This is a genomic window from Streptomyces arenae, assembly GCF_022343545.1.
In the GTDB taxonomy this organism is placed as follows: domain Bacteria; phylum Actinomycetota; class Actinomycetes; order Streptomycetales; family Streptomycetaceae; genus Streptomyces; species Streptomyces humi.
Map to the genome: position 1 here is coordinate 306,400 of NZ_JAKQYH010000018.1, position 17,971 is coordinate 324,370.

Sequence of the window (17,971 nt, forward strand, 5' to 3'; positions counted from 1 at the left end):
GCTTCACCCTTCGGCTTGCCGGTAAATGATGGTGCTGCTGCCCACGACGATCCGCGAGCCGTCGCGGAGCGTAGCGCGGGTGGTGTGCTGCCCGTCCACCACGATGCCGTTGGTGGACCCGAGATCCTGGATCGTCGAGGGCGTTCCGGTCCGGATCTCGCAGTGCCGGCGGGAGACGCCGGGGTCGTCGATCCGCACGTCGGCCTCGGTGCTGCGGCCCAGCACGAGCGTCGCGCGGGAGATCTGATGGCGGGTGCCGTTGATCTCGATCCAGTAGCGGGTACGGGAGCCGGGCGCGGGAGCGCCGACCGGTCCCGAGGGACCGGCGGGGCGCTGGCCCGTGGGCTGCGACGGCTGTGGGTAGCCGTAGCCGCCGGGGCGCTGCGGGGCGCCGGGCGGCGGTGCGCTCGGCATCGGCGGGGCGGCGGCGGCACCGCCGGCCGGCGGGTAGCCGTAGCCGCCCGGCCGCTGCGGGGCGCCGCCCGCGGGGGCCCGGTCCGGGGCCTGCTGGTTGCTGGAGGAGGCGAGCGTACGGCTGCGCACCCGGTACAGGCCGGTGTCGAGGTCGTCGGCCTTCTCCAGGTTGACCTTGATCGGCCCCATGAAGGTGTAGCGCTGCTGCTTGGCGTAGTCGCGGACCATCCCGGCGAGCTCGTCGCCGAGCTGCCCGGAGTAGGGGCTGAGCCGCTCGAAGTCGGGGGCGCTCAGCTCCACGATGAAGTCGTTGGGTACGACGGTCCGGTCGCGGTTCCAGATGGTCGCGTTGTTGTCGCACTCGCGCTGCAGCGCACCGGCGATCTCCACGGGCTGGACCTCGGACTTGAACACCTTGGCGAAGGTGCCGTTGACCAGACCTTCGAGACGCTGCTCGAACTTCTTCAGGACTCCCACAGGGCACCTCCTCTGTCGCCTTGCCCGTACTGCCTGCCGTTACCGCTACTGCTCACTGATCGTATCTACGCGCCCGGCAATCAGCCGGTTCCCCGAGCGGCCCCCCTTCGAACCGATCGGTTCGCTTCTCCTGTCAAGGATCGGCGCTTCTTCTTCCCAGGATCGTAGAGGTGGCTCACGACCAGTGTCCCGCACCTGACTGTGGACCCGATCCGTCTCCTGGACAGATGGCACGGACCGGTACGAGGTTGATACGTGAACGCCGACTGCTGGGTACGTGATCTTCAGGTGAGCGCTGCCCAGGGACAAGGGATGTGAACCCACCCTGTCCCACGTGCTAGTGTTCTGGATGTCGGAAGGGGCAGGCCCGGGAGAACGGGGCCGACACCGGAGGACACACCCAATGCGCGGGTGGCGGAATAGGCAGACGCGCTGGATTCAGGTTCCAGTGCCCGCAAGGGCGTGGGGGTTCAACTCCCCCCTCGCGCACAGAGAGATACCGAAGAAACGGGCTCTCACCAGTGACGGAAGTCACGGTGAGGGTCCGTTTCTCGTTGGGCCGTGATCGCAGGTGACTGTGAGGCATCGCACGGCCTTGGCAAGGCCATGTGGAAGGCCCCACCTCGTGAGCTATCTCACGGGCGGGGCCTGTCTTCGTTTGTGCTGCGGTGCCAGGGGACCGGATCGACCTACGCCGACGAAGGGCGTGGTGTGGTCCCCGAGCGGACGGTCCGGCCCCGGCACAGCGGGCCCGGGACCCCCTCGAACTCCAGGTCGAGGCCGACGCCGTCGCGTTCGGCGTGGATGTGCAGGTGCGGCTCGGTGCTGTTGCCCGAGTTGCCGACCTCGCCGAGCACCTGTCCGGCGCGCACGGTGTCGCCCTTGGCCACGGTCACGGTGCCGGGGCGCAGATGGGCCAGCTTGACGATCTCGGCGCCCGTGTCGATCCACACGTGGTTGCCGTAACGGGGCTGGTAGCGGATGAGGCCGGGTTCCTGGTCGTCGATGTGGCCGGCGGCGGAGACGACCGTACCGTCGCAAGGGGCGTGCACGGGCTGCCCGTAGACGAGATGGCTCATGTTCTTTCCGCCCGCGCGGTCGCCTCGGGCGCGGTGGCGCGCCCGTGCGCCGCCGGGGCCGACCTGGAGGATGTCCAGGGCACCCCGCTGTTCGGGGAAGGCGAAATGGTGGTTGAGGCCGCGCCCTCCGCCCTGCGCGATGTACCAACTGCCGCCCCGCAGGGGGAACACGAGGGGGCGGGAGACGGCCGTTCCCCAGCGGTGACGTCGTGCCCGGACGAGCAACGCGCCGAAGACGCCGACCAGGACGACGCCCACGACGGGTTCGGCGGCATTGCCACCGGAGACGGGCAGCCCGGGCAGACGCCACGCGGAGGCAGGAGCGACGAGCGCCCCGGCCTCCATGGGCCGGCGGATCCACCACGGGAGCCGAGCGGGCGTGAACCAGCCCTCCAGGGCGACGTAGCCGGCCACCACCATGAGCACCCTCCCGCACCAGACGAGGCGGGAGGGCGCCTCCCAGCACGCTTCGATGCGCAGGACGAGCAACAGTGCCAGGACGGTCCAGCCGAACGCTCCGCGTACCTCCGGCGGGATGCGCAGGCGCGGTGGCCGGTACGCCCCCGGCCGGATCAGCAACTCGTCGAGTCGCAGGCCGTCCTGGCTGACGGCGAAGGCGAGGGCTCGGCCGGTGGCGCCCTCGATCACCAGGCCGTCGCGGCTGTCGCGTATGCGGGTGACGTCTCCGATGCGCGCGAGCGTGACGTCGACGATCTCGTCGAGCCGTGCGCGGCCCACGGCGGCGGCCACGCGCGGCGCGAGATGCTCCCGGTCGGCGGCCTCGGCGGTGAGGAAGCGGTACAGCGCTTGCGCCGCGGCACCCGCCGGTCGAGGGTCCGGCCGCCCCGCCTGGCGGGGCGTCGCCGATTCCCCGGTCGTGTCAGGCATCGGCCGCACCAGGCCACGGTGTCGCCCTTCCGGACCCATGGGCGGTGTTGTGCATGGCCACGCCGTCCTGCCACATCTTCCGCGTGTTTTTCCGTAGGCGGCGGCGAAGCACAGCACCGCGGTCTGGAAGACGATGAGAAAGGCGGCCAGGTTGTGCAGCACGGCGGGGACCTTCGGCTGTTCCTGGATGAGGATCCGGGCGAGGTCGGCACCGCACTCCGGCGGACCACGGGCGTGGACTTGTCGTCATCACCGCGTGCGGCCACGCCGGGTTGGTGAACGTCGTCCGGCACGCCATGCGGCTGACCGGCGTCGGCAGGTTCGGCCCTCATCGGCGGCTTCCACCTGAGCGGCCACGCCTTCGAGCCGGTCGTCGGCCCGACGGTGGCCGCGCTCACCGAACTCGCGCCCGAGCTGATCGTCCCCGGTCACTGCACCGGCTGGCGCGCCCGGCACAGCTTCGCCGCGGCCCTCCCTGACGCGTGGGTACCAACCGGCGTCGGTCGCGGCGGATGCACGGAGCCCCAGCCGGGGACTCCTCCCATGTCGGCGATGCCATCCATGTCCGGCGTCGCGGTGCGGGCTGTGCTCCGAGCCGCTGGTCGGCTCCGAGCCGCTGGTCGCGGCGCCGCCGGACTCGTGCCGGGTCCTCCGCCGGGTCCTCCGCCAGGGCCGGCGTCACCCCGGTTGCGCCCCGGTCGTGCGGGCCGCAGGCTGCCCCCATGGACTACAGCCCGCAAGCAGGCATGCGGCCCGTTCTGGTGACCGGTGCCGCGGGTAGCGTCGGGGCCGTCGGCAGGAGCGTGGTCCAGGGTCTACGACGCCGTGGGCTCCCGGTCCGTGCCCTGGTGCGCCGGGACGACGACCGTGCGCGGGCGCTGCGCGCGACGGGTGCCGACGTGGTGGTCGGAGATCTGACGCGGGCCTCTGATGTCGCCGAAGCCCTCGACGGTTGCGGCCGGATGTATTTCGGCATGGCCGTCTCGGCGGAGTACCTGCTGGCCGCCGTGACCACAGCGACGGTGGCGCGCGACTACGGAGGGTTGGAGGCGTTCGTGAACATGTCGCAGCTGACCGTCTCCGAGATGGACGCCACCAGCGGCTCCGAGTCGCACCAGCATCGTCAGCAGTGGCTGGTCGAGCAGGTTCTCGACTGGTCGGGTCTGCCCGTGGTCCAGGTCAGGCCGACCGTCTTCCTGGAGAACCCGATCTTCCGGACCGTGTTCTCCTCGATCGCCGGGGACGGCATCGCCAGGTGGCCCTTCGGCAAGGCGAAGACCTCCCCGGTCGCGGCCGCTGACGTGGCCGCGGTCGTCGAGGAGATTCTGGCCGCTCCGGCCGGGCACATCGGCCGGACCTATGAACTGACCGGTCCCCGGTCGCAGGACATCGTCGCTCTGACGGCGGAGATCTCCGAAGCCTTGCACCGCACGGTCGGCCACATCGACGTCCCGTTGCGGGACTGGCTCGACAACGATCTCGGGGCGCTGGGACTGCCGGACCACGTGCTCCAGCACATCTCCACCATGGCCCGCCTGCACGCGGCCGGCCGCTACGACCGCCAGGCACCAGGCGTGGCAGAGGTCACCGGCCACCCCGCCACAGGAGTAGCCGATTTCATCCACCAGAACCCGGAACTCTTCACCGCCTGAACCCACTCACCACCCTGCCAGGACGGATCGGCCACGTCGAGGAGGTGCAAGGGGCGCAGGTGAGTGCCGCCAGGACCGTCCCGGTGAGGAAGCGGGGCGGGGTCCGTTTCGTCGTGCAGTGCACACGTCAGGTGTCGGGGTGGGCTGGGTGGGCCTCCATTGGAGTGATGTGGGATCGGCCATGAGGGGGCTGGGTGGGGGGATCGTATGTGCAGGTCAGCGGTGGTGGCGGGGGCTGTTTCACGCCATCGCGGGAGGGGCTTCTGCGCGAATCCGGTGTTTAGCTAGACCTAAAGGTGGCATCCTTGGGGAAGCGCCAACGTCCGCTGAGGCAGCTTGAGTTGGGGGTCGTACGATGAGCATATTCGCTCGTGGTGAAAACAACGCCGAGTTAGCCGGAGCCCAGTTGGCACGGCAGGCGTCCGCATCCCTGGCCGGCCTGCTGGCCGGGCTCGGCACATCGCGTTCCGACCTCGCCAAGGCCATGGGGGTGAGCCCTGGCCGGGTCAGTCAGATCATGTCCGGTGACGCGAACCTGACGATACGCACGCTGGCCGCCGCGGCGGAGGCGCTGGGCGCCGACGTGGAGATCAGGTTCTCGCCTCGGCTGCCGGAGACCGCCCAGGGCCTGCCGGTGACCGGCGCGCAGCCGCTGTCCCTGCACAAGAGCGGCGCCTCTGCACACCGGTGAGTGGGCCGGCCGCGTCGCTGGGAGTGCGGCGAGCCGCCGTCGCTAGACGCGGTTGCGGCGGCGGCCGAACCGGCGTCTCTGCACAGGCAGCGCCGAACTGTGGAAGGCGTCGCTCGGCAGCGCGTCGGCCCGCAGCCTCTCCAGTTCGGCCTGCTCCGTGCGGCGCCCGTGCAGATAGGCGCAGAGCAACAGGTCCCCGCAGCGGTTGAAGGCCTCACCGAAAGCACTGCGGCACCGGTAGACCTCCTCGGCGGTGGGATCCCGCAGCCACCCGTCCACGTCCCGACGGGCCTGGTCGGTCTTCGTCTGCACGTCGAGCGCGTGGATCATGGCACGGTCGGCCGTGTCGAAGAGACCGTTGACCGTCTTGTGGAGTGCGGGATGCCGGTCCACCAGGTAGTTCCTGAGGTCGTGCACGAACACGCGAAGCTGCGTCGGCTTCTCGAAACCGTCCAGGAACCCGGTGCTCCAGCTGTGCGCGTCCAGCAGCATCCGGTACTCGAGCCGGTCCCTGAACCAGGCGATGCCGAGCGTCATGAACTTGACGTAGGGCTGGGTCGTGTCGTCCTGCCTCTTGCGGGGCATGGTCGTGACCCCGGTCGCCAGACCCGCGGCCACCGGCGGCAGCTTGGCCAGATGGGGAAGGGCCAGCCCGGCGGCGACGCCCACCGCACCCGTCAGCACGAGGACCGTGACCGTCAGGCCGGTGGACCGCCAACTGCCCGTCAGCCGGCCCTTGCCGACGGAGTGCCGGACCAGGCCGATCCACGCGAGAGAGGCGCTCAGGACGGCCGGTAACGCGTAACCGGACAGCCAGCTGTGGTGGTACCAGGTCATGAACGGCCCCAAGTCGTGCATGGACAGGGAGGACCGTCGCAGGCGAGCAGAGGGCGAGCCGGGCTCCCCGTCGGCGTGTGCGCCCGGCCCTCTCACCGCAGGCCCGGCGCGGGTCGGCTGCAGCGAGTACCGGAGATGATGTCACCCACCGCGCCCCCATGGCGTTACTTTGCGCAACAGGCCGCCACGGAATGCGGTGATCCGGCCACCCGGGGTTTCGCACGGCCGAGCGACCCGTGCCCGCGGGGAGGACGTGACGGTCACTTCGCTACTGCGACCCGGGCCGAGTGTCCACATCCCGCGTCGGACCGGCCGCGGGGGACCGTCGCGACCGGATTGGCTCGATAACTTCGCTCGTCACCTTCGACCGATCACTTGTCGCTGGGCCTCGTCGGCTGTGGACATCCGGCGACACCGGCCCACCTCGCCCAAACCATCCCGAAGTTGTCCACAGGGTCTGACGGGTTTCGGCCCCCGCCTGTACCGTCTCCACGAGTTGATGTTCGAGCGGTGCGGTGTGGCGTACGGGGGAGGCGGTCGACGTGACCGGACTTGACGGGCCGACGACGGCGGGGGTGCGCATGTTGCCCGCGCCGAAGGGCTTCGCGCAGTGGCCGCCGAAGGGCTCGCCCAAGGAGGAGGGCAAGGCGCTGCGTTCGGCCGTCCCGCGTGCCGCCCACGCCACCCTCGACCTGGACGACTCCCGGCCCGACGCGGTGAGCGCGGTCGAGGAGTCCAACCGGGACCGCCTGGCGGAGCTGGTCCCGATAAGGGTCGGCAGGATGGCCGCGTCCCCGTTCGCGTTCCTGCGCGGTTCGGCCGGGCTGATGGCGCACGACCTGGCGCGCACCCCGATGACCAGGATCGCCACCCAGATCTGCGGCGACGCCCACGCGGCCAACTTCGGTCTGTACGGCGACCCGCGCGGCGACCTCGTCATCGACCTGAACGACTTCGACGAGACGGTGCGCGGCCCCTGGGAGTGGGACCTCAAGCGGCTCGCCGCCTCCCTGGTGCTGGCCGGCCGGGAGGCGGGCGCCGACGAGGACATGTGCCGCAAGGCGGCGGGGGACGCGGCCGGCGCCTACCGCCGCACCATGCGCCTGCTGGCCAGACTCCCGGTGCTTGACGCGTGGAACGCCATCGCGGACGAGGAACTGGTCTCCCACTCCGACGCCCACGACATGCTCGGCACCCTGCGCCGGGTCTCGGAGAAGGCCCGCGCCAACACCAGCGGCCGGTTCGCGGCCCGGTCCACCGAGCCCACCGAGGGCGGCGGCCGGCGCTTCGTGGACGCCGCGCCGGTGCTGCGCCGGGTCACGGACGCGGAGGCGGCGGCGGTCACCGCGGCCCTGGAGCACTACGTCGGCACGCTCTCCGAGGACCGCCATCCGCTGCTCGCCCGGCACGCCCCGCACGACGTCGCCTTCCGGATCGTCGGCACCGGCAGCGTCGGCACCCGCTCCTATGTCGTCCTCCTCCTCGACCACCGCGGCGAACCGCTGATCCTCCAGGTCAAGGAGGCCCGGCCGTCCGCGCTCGTGCCGCACCTCGCCACGGCCGGCTTCGAGACGCCGGCCGCCGACCACGAGGGCCGGCGGGTGGTGCTCGGCCAGAAGCGGATGCAGGTGGTCAGCGACATCCTGCTCGGCTGGACCACGGTGGACGGCCGCCCCTTCCAGGTCCGCCAGTTCCGCAACCGCAAGGGCAGCGTCGACCCGGCGGCCCTGTCCCCCGACCAGATCGACGACTACGGCAGGATGACCGGCGCCCTGCTGGCCCGCGCCCACTCGCACAGCGCCGACCCACGCCTGATCGCCGGCTACTGCGGCAAGAACGAGGAACTGGACGAGGCGATCGCCGCGTTCGCGGTCACCTACGCCGACCGCACGGAGGCGGACCACGAACACCTGGCGACCGCGGTGCGCACGGGACGGATCGCGGCGGAGCTGGGAGTGTGACCCGGAGGTGCGTAGACGAAGTACGTCGCGCCTGCCGCCCCGGCACCCTGGTCGTGGCCTGCACGGACCTGGTCGCCGAGTGGGTCCCGGCCACCGACGACGAGAACAGGCCCTAGTCTGGTCGGGTGACGACCCCGGAAGCTGAGCAGTCCCAGGCACCGCGGCCCGAGGAACGCCTGGAGCGGGCCGTGCGGGCCGCCGAGCAGGCGTTGATCGAGTACGAGATCGCGGTCGAGACCTTCCGTGTCGAGGTCGAGAACTTCTCCCGCCTGCACGAACAGAAACTCGGCCCCCTCTACCTCCGCCTCGAGGAACTGGACGCGCGGATCGCGGAGGCCAAGGCCGCCCGCACCGGCGACCCCGCGGACATCCGGGCCGCCGAGGAGGCCCGCGCCCGGGTCATGCCCATCCCCGGCGTCGAGGAGCTGCTGCACGGCTGGATGGACAGCGACGGCCTGTTCCCGGAGGCCGTGTCCATGCTCACCGAGCAGGAGGTGCGGCCCCCGCAGCGGGTGCGGCCCAGCGAGGAGGCCCGTCGGCTCTACCGCGAGCTGGCCCGCAAGGCCCACCCCGACCTGGTGCAGGAGGGCGCCGAGCAGGAGCGGCGCGAGGAGTTCCTGAGCCGGGTCAACGCCGCCTACGCCCGTGGTGACGAGGCCCTGCTGCGCGAACTGGCCGAGGAGTGGGCGGCCGGCCCGGTACCGCCGGAGCGCAAGCCGAGCCGCGCCGAGGAGCTGTACGCCCGCCTCGAATGGCTCGCCCAGCGCAAGGAGCTGCTCGGCCTGGTCGCCAAGGAACTGGAGGACGGCCCCATCGCCGGTCTGCTCCGGCTGGCCCCCGACGACCCGGACGCCCTCCTCGACGAGATCGGCGAGCGGCTCCGCAAGGACGTGGCCGAGCGCGAGGCCGAACTGGCCACGCTGCTCGTTCAGGAGTAGCGGTCGGGTAGCGTCGGAGCATGAACTTCGCAGCGCGTGTGCCCACGGTCGAGGTCACGGACCTCAAGGACGGCGACTTCCTGCTGGACGTCCGCGAGGACGACGAGTGGCAGGCGGGCCACGCCGCGGGCGCCCTGCACATCCCGATCAGCGAGTTCGTGGCCCGCTACGGCGAGCTGACGGAGGCTGCCCCACAGGACGGCCGCGTCCACGTCATCTGCCGCTCCGGCGGCCGTTCGGCCCAGGTCACGATGTACCTGGCCCAGCAGGGCATCGACGCGGTGAACGTGGACGGCGGCATGCAGGTCTGGCAGGCGGCGGGCCGAGCGGTCGTGACGGACACGGGCGAAGAAGGCTTCGTGCTCTGAGCCGCCACGGGAAGAGCCGCCCGGGGAGCGCCCCGCCAGGCACCCGTGGAGCGCCCCGTCAGGGGCGCGGGGAACTGCGCGCTCAGCCCCCACCAAGTGGCACTGAACACACAACCGGCCGCCCCCGTCTCTCTGCCCCATCCGGCCTATCCGGCTCTCTGCCCTACCCGTCTCCCTCCCCTACCCCAGCGGGTAGGCGGCCAGCAGATCCCCCAGCGCCTCCTCATGGGCCCCCGCCCCGCCGAGCGCCAGCTCGGTCTGCTTCGCCCAGGCGTGGTACCGGTGCAGCACGTACTCCGTGTCGGCCCCGAACCCCCCGTGCAGATGCTGCGCGGTCTGCACCACCCGCCGCACCCCCTCCGCCGCCCAGATCTTGGCCACGGCCACGTCCCCCGCCAGGGGCAGCGCCCCGGCCGCTCCCGACGCGATCCGCCAGGCCGCCTGCCACAGTGTCGCCTCCATCGCCCGCAGGTCGATGTACCGGTCGGCGGTCTGCACGGCCACCGCCTGGAAGGTGGCGATCGGATGCCCGAACTGCTCCCGCTTCCCGGTGTAATCGCTGGTCAGCCGCAGCACCCGGTCACCGATGCCGAGCGCCAGCGCACACGTCCCCGTCGCGAGCAGCTCCCGCAGCCACTCCCAGGCCCCGGGCTCCGCCACCACGTCCCCCGCGGCGACCCGTACCGACTCCAGCCGCAGCTCACCGAGGCGTTCCCCGCTGGTCGACACCTGCTCGGCGAGCGTGACCCCGTCCGCTCCCGGGGCCCCCGGCGCCACCAGGGCCAGCACGTTCCGGTCGGTGTCGGTGTGCGCGGGTACGACGACGAGATCGGCGTCGTACGCCCATGGCACCGCCGTCTGCACCCCCTCCAGCACCCACTCGGCACCGTCCCGTCGCGCGGTCACCGCCAGTTCCGCCGCGTCGTGCCCGGTGCGTCCGCTCGCGGCCACGGTCAGCACCAGCTCGCCGCGCCCCGCCCGTGACAGCAGCCGGTCCCGCAACTCCTCGTTCCCGTAGGCCTGCAGGGTCGCCAGGGCCGCGCCGTGTTCCAGCAACGGCACCCGGGCCAGCACCTTCGCCGACTCCCGCAGCACCAGGCACAGCGCGATGGCGTCCTGGCCCGAACCGCCGTACTCCGCTGCCAGCGGCAGACTCAGCAGGTCCGCGGCCGCCAGCCTGTCCCACAGTTCCCGGTCGAAGCCCTCGGCCACGGCGCCGGTGGTGAGCGCCGGGCTCGGCGCCGCGTCCGGCGCCACCCCGGCGAACACCCCCCGTGCCGCCTCGGCCGCCGCCAACTGCTCCTCGGTGAAGGTGAAGTCCACGGTCCTGTCCTCCCGGCGGTCCACGCTGATCTGACGGTCCGTCAAGATAGAACAGGTTCTAGAAGAAGGGAACCTAAAACCGCTGCGACCGCTGGTGCCCGCCGTCGTACGCTGTCGGCCGCTGTCCGCCGACGGGGACGGACACACGAGGGAGGACACCATGGGGATCCGAAGCCTGACCCGTGCCGAGGCCGAGAGCCGGGCCGCGCTGATCTCGGTCGACCGGTACGACGTGGACATCGACCTCACCGCCCTGCCCGAAGGACCGGAGATCCGCGCTGTCTCCACCATCACCTTCAGCTGCTCCGAGCCGGGCGCCGAGACCTTCGTCGACTGCGCGGCAGAGGTCACGGCCGCCACCCTGAACGGCACCCCGCTCACCCCCTCCGGCGACGGCCGGATACCGCTGCCCGGCCTCGCCGCGCACAACGTGCTGCGCGTGGAGAGCGTCCAGGCCGACACCGCGGCCGGCGAGGGCGTGCACAGGGCGACCGACCCCGCCGACGGCGAGGTCTACGTCTGGACGAGCTTCGAACCCGACGAGGCCCGGTACGTCTGGGCCTGCTTCGACCAGCCCGACCTGAAGGCCCCGCACGCCTTCACCGTCACCGCCCCGGCCGCCTGGACCGTGCTCAGCAACTCCGGCGGTCCGCGCGTCGAGGAGCAGGGCGAGGCCCGCCGCTGGACCTTCCCGGACACCCCGCCGCTGTCCGTGTACAACACCGTCGTCAACGCGGGCCCCTTCCACGGTATCCGCCGCGAGGCCGACGGCCACGACCTCGGCATCTACGCCCGCCGTTCGCTCGCCGACATCCTCGAACGCGACGCCGACGAGATCTTCACCCTGACCCGGCAGGGCCTCGCCTTCTACGCCGAGGCCTTCGCGATGCCGTTCCCGCAGCGCAAGTACGACCAGGTGTTCATGCCGGAGTTCGGCGGCGCGATGGAGAACTACGGCTGTGTGACCTGGTCGGACGGGTTCCTGCGACGGGCCGAACCGACGCCCGCAGAGCGGGAGCTGCTGGCCGTGGTGCTGCTGCACGAGATGGCACACATGTGGTTCGGCAACATCGTCACCATGCGCTGGTGGGACGACCTCTGGCTGAACGAGGCCTTCGCCGAGTTCGCCTGCCACTGGGCCGCCGAGGGCGCCACCCGCCACACCGACGCCTGGGCCGGCCACCTCGCGAGCGACAAGCTCAAGGCCTACCTCTCCGACCAGGGCCCGGTCTCGCACCCGATCCACCAGCCCATCCACGACGTCGCGCAGGCCGCGTCGATCTTCGACAACATCACCTACCCCAAGGGCGCCTCCGTCCTCCACCAGCTGATGACCTACGTCGGTGAGGACCGCTTCCGCATCGGCATGGCCGCCTACTTCGCCCGGCACGCCTGGGGGACCACCACCCTCCAGGACCTGATCGACGCCCTCGCCGAGGCGAGCGGACGTGACCTGACCGGCTGGCGGAAGGCCTGGCTGGAGACGGCCGGCACCGACCGCTTCACCCTGGAGCACGACGGTGACACCGTCACCCTGGTCGCCGACGGCACCCCGCGCCCCCAGGTCCTGGCGGTCGGCGCGTACGACCGTCACGGCGAGGCCCTGGAGCGCACCTCGCTCGTCCGCGTCGAGGTCAACGAGGTCCGCACCCCCGTCAGCGGTCTGCCCGCCACCGCCGACCTGCTCCTCATCAACGACGACGACCTCACCTTCGCCACCGCCCGCCCCGACGCCGCCACCCGCGACACCTTCCTGCGTGCCGCCGCCCTGCTGCCCACGGCCATCTCCCGGGGCGTGGCCGCCGCCACCGTCTGGGACATGCTGACGGCCGGCGAGGCCACCGCCGCCGAGGCCGGACGCTGCCTCACCGCGGTCCTCGCGGCCGAGACGTCCGACGCGGTGATCGAGCCCTGTCTGACCCTCACCACCAACATCGCCGAACTCTGGGCCCCGCCCGGCGAACGCCCCGCCCTGACGCAGGCCGTGGCCGAGGTCTGCCGTCGGCTCGCCGCCGACCCGGGCCGCCGCCAGGTCGCCCTGCGCGGCCTGGCCCGCACCGCGGACGCGGAGAGCCTCGGCTGGCTGCGTGACCAGGCGGGCGACGACATCGACCTGCGCTGGCGCGTCCTCGTCCGGGAGGCCGAACTCGGTGGTGACGTCGCCACCGAGTCCGCCGCCCTGCTCGAACGCGACCCCGACCCCGAGGCCTGGGTCCGTGCCCTCACCGTCCGGGCCGCTCTCCCGGACGCCGCGGCGAAGGCCGAGGTCTGGCAGCGGCTGGCCGTGGACCGCGCGGTGCCCGTCCAACTGGTGGGCACGGTGGCCGCCTCCTTCTGGCGCCCCGGCCAGGACGCCCAGCTCGCCCCCTACCCCGAGTACTACCTCGACGCGGTCCCCGGCCTGGACCAGGGCGGCATGATCCCGGCGATGGCCTACACGTTCCAGCTCTTCCCGCTGTTCGCCGTCGACGCCGCGTATGTCGAGAAGGCCCAGCAGGCCGCCCGGCAAGCGGCCCCCGTGGTCCGCAACTCCCTTCTGGAACGCTCGGACGCCGTCCGCCGGATGCTCCGCTCCCGGACCGTAACCGTCTGACCTGCGGTGACCTCGGCCCGGGCGCCCCGGCACCGGTTGCCGGGGCGCTCGTGGCACCTTCCGGAGTGGTGACTGCCACGTCCACGGGACCGTCCCCGGGGCTGCGCCCGGCGGCCGGTGCTGAGTACCGTTCCGTGCGAGTGCCGGGCGGCGGCACACGGGCGGTCCCGGACCGGCCGTCCGGACAGTGCGGCGGGATCGGCGAACGGGGCGGGCATGGACGCGTACGACGAGGAGCCGGCCGATGTCCCAGCCGGCTCCCTTGGCCCACCCCCGGTCGCCGCCGACGTACCGCCCGTCGCCGTGGGCGCACCCGCCGGCCCTCGTACCGGTGTCGCCGCGCTCTCGCCCCGCTACCAGGTGGGCGCGGCCCTCGCCCTGGCCCTGGTCGCGGTCGTCGTCTGTGTGCATCTCGGGATGGTGTTCCTGAGCGTCGCGCCGGCGAACACGGTGACCAGGCAGCACGGCAAGGCGATCGAGGAGTGGGTGTACCCGGAGTTCGAGCAGAACTGGAAGCTCTTCGCGCCCAACCCGCTCCAGCAGAACATCGCCGTGCAGGTGCGCGCCGACGTGCTGATGCCGGACGGCACCACGACCACCACCGGCTGGAACGACCTCTCGGTCCAGGACGGCAAGGCGATCGACGGCAGTCTGCTGCCGAGCCACACCGTGCAGAACGAGCTCCGCCGGGCCTGGGACTTCTTCGTCACCACGCACGGCACCGACAACCGCCCGATCGGCATGCGCGGCTCCCTGTCCGAGCAGTACCTGCGTCGGATCGTCGTGATGCGCATGTACGAACAGGACGCCACCAGCGAGAAGGGGACCATCCAGCGCGTCGAGGTGCGTTCCAGCACCACCAACGTGCCCCCGCCGGACTGGAGCGGCGAGAAGGTCTCGGACGCCCCCGTCTACCGGGTGCTGCCCTGGTGGACGGTCACGTCCGACGAGGCGAACGGGGGCGTGCGGTGAGCCGTCTCGCCCTGTGCCTGTCCCGCGCCATCGCCCGGGTGACCGGGTCGGCGCTCGGCCCGTACCAGACGGCCGTCGTCCGGATCGGCTTCGCCGCCACCTGGCTGCTGTTCCTGCTGCGCGAGTACCCGCACCGCCAGGAGCTGTACGGCCCCGACGGCCCCTGGAGCTTCGGCCTGGCCCAGCAGCTGACCGCCGACAACCACGCCTTCACGGCGCTGCTGGTCTCCGACGGCCGGGTCTTCTTCGAGCTCTGCTACTTCCTGGCGGTGCTCTCCAGTGCCCTGCTGCTGGCGGGCTGGCGCACCCGTGCCACGTCGGTGCTGTTCATGGTGGGTGTGCTGTCCCTTCAGAACCGCAGCGTCTTCATGGGCGACGGCGGCGACAACGTGCTGCACCTGATGTCCGTCTACCTGGTGTTCACCCGCTGCGGCCAGGTGTGGTCCCTGGACGCGCGCAGGGCGGCCCGCGCGAGCACGGCACGCGCGCTCGGCGAGCCGGTGCGCGCCGACCGGGTCGGCCCCGCCCTGTGGGCGGTCTGCGGACTCGTGCTGGGCGCGGCGGCCCTCACCGGCCGTACCGGAGGCGGCTGGCTGATCCCGGCCCTCATGTGGGCGACGTGGGCGGGCACCGCCCTGTGGTGGGCGGTGGGCCGCTGGGCGCGCACCCCCGAGCCGCGGATCCTGCTGGACGTGATCGCCGATGTCCTGCACAACGGCGCGGTCTTCGTGATCATGGCCGAGGCCTGTCTGATCTACGCCACCGCCGGCTGGTACAAGATCCAGGGTTCCCGCTGGCAGGACGGCACGGCCGTCTACTACCCGCTCCACCTGGACTACTTCTCACCCTGGCCGGCTCTCGCCGACCTGCTGTCCGCCAACGGCACGATGGTGATGCTGGTGACCTACGGCACCGTGATGGTGCAGGTCGCCTTCCCGTTCACGCTCTTCAACCGGCGTGTCAAGAACGTGCTGCTGGCCGCGATGATGACCGAGCACGCGGTGATCGCGGTCGTCCTCGGGCTGCCCTTCTTCTCCCTCGCGATGATCGCGGCGGACTCGGTCTTCCTGCCGACGTCCTTCCTGCGCCGTCTCGGCGGCTGGGCGGCACGCGCGCGTGACCGGGTGCTGCGGCGCGAGGGCCGGCCGCTGCCCGTGCCGCGCTCCCCCGAGGCCGGCGAACAGCCCCGCGTAGGCTTCGGGGCATGACCGACCCCCTCGACCACTGGGCACGGCAGGCCGGCTCGGCCGTCCTGCTGGACGGCTTCCACGCCCTCAAGCACGCGCTGCGCTTCGGCGCGCAGGTGCCGGTGGCGGTCACGACGGACCGGGCGGCGACGCTGGCCCTGGCCGGCGAACTGGCTCCGGACGTACAGGAGGCGCTGGACGCGCTGCTGACCGAGGTGGACGCGGCGTCGTACGCCACGCTCGTGCCGCGGCCGCATCCCACGGGCGTCGCCGCCCTGGCCGTACGACCGTCCCGCGAGGCCAACCTGAACAGGCTGGCGTACGCTCCGCGCACCGCGCCGATCGTGGTCCTCGACGAGCCCCGCAACCTCGGCAACGCGGGTGCGGTGATCCGCCTGGCGGCGGGCTTCGGGGCGACGGGAGTCATCACGACGGGCCCGCTCGACCCCTGGCACCCGACGGTGGTGCGGGGCGGCGCGGGCCTGCACTTCGCGACGGCGGTGGAGCGCATGGCGGTGGCCGGGCTGCCGGACGGGCCGGTGTACGCGCTGGACCCGGAGGGCGAGGACATCCGGGGCACGAAGCTCCCGGACGACGCCGTCCTCGCGTTCGGCTCGGAGCGCACGGGACTCTCGGCCGACCTGCGCGCGCGTGCCGACCACCTCCTCCGCCTGCCGATGCGCCCCCAGGTGAGCAGCTACAACCTGGCAACAAGCGTGGCGATGACCCTGTACCACTGGAGCGCCTTCTAGGAGCCCCTGCCAGCGCGCCCTCAGCCCCGACGGCACCACACGACACCAACGGCCGGCACCCGAGAGTGCGAGCACCGGCCTGATGTGGCGGTCATGCCTCTCGGCGTACCTCGATCACGCGGAAGCGGTTGGCTACGAATGCGCCGTCCGTCAGGGCCGCGTTCGCCGCCGCGTTGCCGCCCGACCCGTGGAAGTCGGAGAACGCGGCCGTCTGGTTCACGTACACCCCGCCGACCAGGTTCAGGGACAGCTGGGCCGCCTCCTCCAGGCAGACCTCCTCGACGGCGCGCTCCACGTCGGCGTCGACCGTGTACGCGCCGACCGTCATCGCGCCCTTCTCCCGTACCGTCCGCCGCAGCAGTTCCACCGCGTCGGCGGCCGAGTCGACGGCCACCGCGAAGGAGACCGGGCCGAAGCACTCGCTCATGTAGGCGGCCTCGTCGTCCGGCTTGGCCCCGTCCAGCTTGACGATCACCGGGGTGCGGACCACCGCGTCCGGGAACTCCGGGTTGGCGATCTCCCGGGAGGCGAGGGCGACCTCGCCGAGCCCGGCGGCGGCCTCCAGGCGGGCCTTGACGTCGGGGTTGACGATCGCGCCGAGCAGCGCATTCGCGCGGACGTCGTCGCCGAGCAGGCCGTCGACCGCGCGGGCGATGTCGGCGACCACCTCGTCGTACGACTTCGGGCCCTCGTCGGTGCGGATGCCGTCGCGGGGGATCAGCAGGTTCTGCGGGGTGGTGCACATCTGGCCGCTGTAGAGGGACAGCGAGAACGCCAGGTTGGCCAGCGCCCCCTTGTAGTTGTCGGTCGACTCCACCAACACCGTGTTGACGCCGGCCTTCTCCGTGTACACCTGCGCCTGCCGGGCGTTGGCCTCCAGCCAGTCGCCGAAGGCGGTGGACCCGGTGTAGTCGATGATCTTGATGTCGGGACGGGTGGCGAGCGTCTTCGCGATGCCCTCGCCGGGGCGCTCGGCGGTCAGGGCGACCAGGTTCGGGTCGAAGCCGGCCTCGGCCAGGACCTGGCGGGCCACCTGCACGGTGAGAGCCAGCGGCAGCACCGCGCGCGGGTGGGGCTTGACCAGGACCGCGTTGCCGGTGGCGAGGGAGGCGAACAGACCGGGGTAGCCGTTCCACGTCGGGAACGTGTTGCAGCCGATGACCAGGGCGGTCCCGCGCGGGACCGGCTTGAACGTCTTCGTCAGCGCGAGCGGGTCGCGCTTGCCCTGCGGCTTGCTCCACTCGGCCGTGTCAGGGGTGCGGACCTGCTCCGCGTACGCGTAGGCCACCGCCTCCAGGCCGCGGTCCTGGGCGTGCGGGCCGCCCGCCTGGAACGCCATCATGAACGCCTGCCCGCTGGTGTGCATGACGGCGTGCGCGAACTCGTGGGTGCGGTCGCTGATCCGCTTGAGGATCTCCAGGCACACCACGGCGCGCGCCTCCGCGCCCGCGTCACGCCACGCGCGCTGCCCGGCCCGCATGGCCGGCAGCAGTGTGTCGACGTCGGCGTGCGGGTAGGTCACGCCCAGCTCGATGCCGTAGGGGGAGACCTCGCCGCCCACCCAGTCGTCGGTGCCGGGCTGGCCGAGGTCGACGCGGTTGCCGAGGAGGGCGTCGAAGGCTGCCTTGCCCGCCGCCGCGTCCAGGCTGCCGTGCTCGCCGTAGGCCTTGGGGTGCTCGGGGTGCGGGGACCAGTACGCGCGCGTGCGGATCGCCTCGAGCGCCTGGTCAAGTGTGGGCCGGTGCTTGGCGATCAGCTCGTGCACGGTGAGTTCGGCGGTCATGCGGGACCAACTCCTCGTTCGGGTGAGCTCCCCTTCGAGCTCATGACCTGGGCAGA

General features: G+C 72.0%; 14 protein-coding genes and 1 tRNA gene. 10 read left to right on the top strand and 5 right to left on the bottom strand.

Translation table 11 applies throughout. The features are described 5' to 3' along the window. Positions 1-3 precede the first annotated feature (3 nt). Positions 4-891 (bottom strand): FhaA domain-containing protein, encoded by an 888-nt coding sequence (locus tag MB828_RS10630; RefSeq protein WP_133023669.1) that lies wholly within the window; start codon positions 889-891, stop codon positions 4-6. 405 nt (positions 892-1,296) lie between these two features. On the opposite strand from MB828_RS10630, the gene MB828_RS10635 reads away from it, so the two are divergent. Beyond that, a tRNA-Leu gene (locus MB828_RS10635) sits at positions 1,297-1,380 on the top strand. 200 nt (positions 1,381-1,580) lie between these two features. Here MB828_RS10635 and MB828_RS10640 read toward each other — a convergent pair. Next, positions 1,581-2,858, bottom strand: a complete 1,278-nt coding sequence (locus tag MB828_RS10640; protein ID WP_301647934.1) for a M23 family metallopeptidase — start codon at positions 2,856-2,858, stop codon at positions 1,581-1,583. A 722-nt stretch (positions 2,859-3,580) separates the two neighbouring features. Between MB828_RS10640 and MB828_RS10645 the strand changes: the two genes are divergently transcribed. Next, positions 3,581-4,510 carry an NAD(P)H-binding protein gene (locus tag MB828_RS10645; RefSeq protein WP_301647935.1) on the top strand — a complete coding sequence of 310 codons (930 nt, stop codon included), beginning with the start codon at positions 3,581-3,583 and terminating at the stop codon, positions 4,508-4,510. A gap of 355 nt (positions 4,511-4,865) precedes the next feature. Beyond that, complete coding sequence (locus MB828_RS10650; protein WP_301647936.1) at positions 4,866-5,201, top strand: helix-turn-helix domain-containing protein; 336 nt, start codon at positions 4,866-4,868, stop codon at positions 5,199-5,201. 42 nt (positions 5,202-5,243) lie between these two features. Here the strand turns inward: MB828_RS10650 and MB828_RS10655 are convergent, their stop codons facing one another. Then, positions 5,244-6,038 carry a hypothetical protein gene (locus MB828_RS10655; protein WP_301647937.1) on the bottom strand — a complete coding sequence of 265 codons (795 nt, stop codon included), beginning with the start codon at positions 6,036-6,038 and terminating at the stop codon, positions 5,244-5,246. A gap of 581 nt (positions 6,039-6,619) precedes the next feature. On the opposite strand from MB828_RS10655, the gene MB828_RS10660 reads away from it, so the two are divergent. The 3 genes from MB828_RS10660 (at position 6,620) to MB828_RS10670 (ending at position 9,305) form a co-directional block, all read left to right on the top strand. Continuing rightward, entirely contained in the window at positions 6,620-7,999 is a 1,380-nt protein-coding gene (locus MB828_RS10660) for a DUF2252 domain-containing protein (protein ID WP_301647978.1), read from the top strand. A 125-nt stretch (positions 8,000-8,124) separates the two neighbouring features. Then, entirely contained in the window at positions 8,125-8,937 is an 813-nt protein-coding gene (locus MB828_RS10665) for a hypothetical protein (protein ID WP_133023661.1), read from the top strand. Between the two features lie 38 nt (positions 8,938-8,975). Continuing rightward, a complete protein-coding gene (locus tag MB828_RS10670; protein ID WP_301647979.1) occupies positions 8,976-9,305 on the top strand; it encodes a rhodanese-like domain-containing protein in 330 nt (109 codons plus the stop codon). 180 nt (positions 9,306-9,485) lie between these two features. On the opposite strand, the gene MB828_RS10675 is transcribed toward MB828_RS10670, so the two are convergent. Next, positions 9,486-10,628 carry an acyl-CoA dehydrogenase family protein gene (locus MB828_RS10675; protein ID WP_301647980.1) on the bottom strand — a complete coding sequence of 381 codons (1,143 nt, stop codon included), beginning with the start codon at positions 10,626-10,628 and terminating at the stop codon, positions 9,486-9,488. 160 nt (positions 10,629-10,788) lie between these two features. Here MB828_RS10675 and pepN point away from each other — a divergent pair, with 160 nt between their 5' ends. The 4 genes from pepN (at position 10,789) to MB828_RS10695 (ending at position 16,132) form a co-directional block, all read left to right on the top strand. Beyond that, positions 10,789-13,221, top strand: a complete 2,433-nt coding sequence (pepN, locus tag MB828_RS10680; protein WP_301647938.1) for an aminopeptidase N — start codon at positions 10,789-10,791, stop codon at positions 13,219-13,221. Positions 13,222-13,437: 216 nt separating this feature from the next. Beyond that, positions 13,438-14,193, top strand: coding sequence for a DUF5819 family protein (locus MB828_RS10685; protein ID WP_301647939.1), 756 nt, complete (start codon positions 13,438-13,440; stop codon positions 14,191-14,193). Beyond that, positions 14,190-15,401, top strand: coding sequence for an HTTM domain-containing protein (locus MB828_RS10690; RefSeq protein ID WP_301647940.1), 1,212 nt, complete (start codon positions 14,190-14,192; stop codon positions 15,399-15,401). Before MB828_RS10685 ends, MB828_RS10690 begins: the two co-directional genes overlap by 4 nt. After that, positions 15,398-16,132 (top strand): TrmH family RNA methyltransferase, encoded by a 735-nt coding sequence (locus MB828_RS10695; RefSeq protein ID WP_301647941.1) that lies wholly within the window; start codon positions 15,398-15,400, stop codon positions 16,130-16,132. The genes MB828_RS10690 and MB828_RS10695 overlap by 4 nt, the downstream gene beginning before the upstream one ends. 91 nt (positions 16,133-16,223) lie before the next feature. Here MB828_RS10695 and paaN read toward each other — a convergent pair whose 3' ends face one another. Then, positions 16,224-17,915 carry a phenylacetic acid degradation protein PaaN gene (gene paaN / locus MB828_RS10700; RefSeq protein ID WP_301647942.1) on the bottom strand — a complete coding sequence of 564 codons (1,692 nt, stop codon included), beginning with the start codon at positions 17,913-17,915 and terminating at the stop codon, positions 16,224-16,226. Positions 17,916-17,971 lie beyond the last annotated feature (56 nt).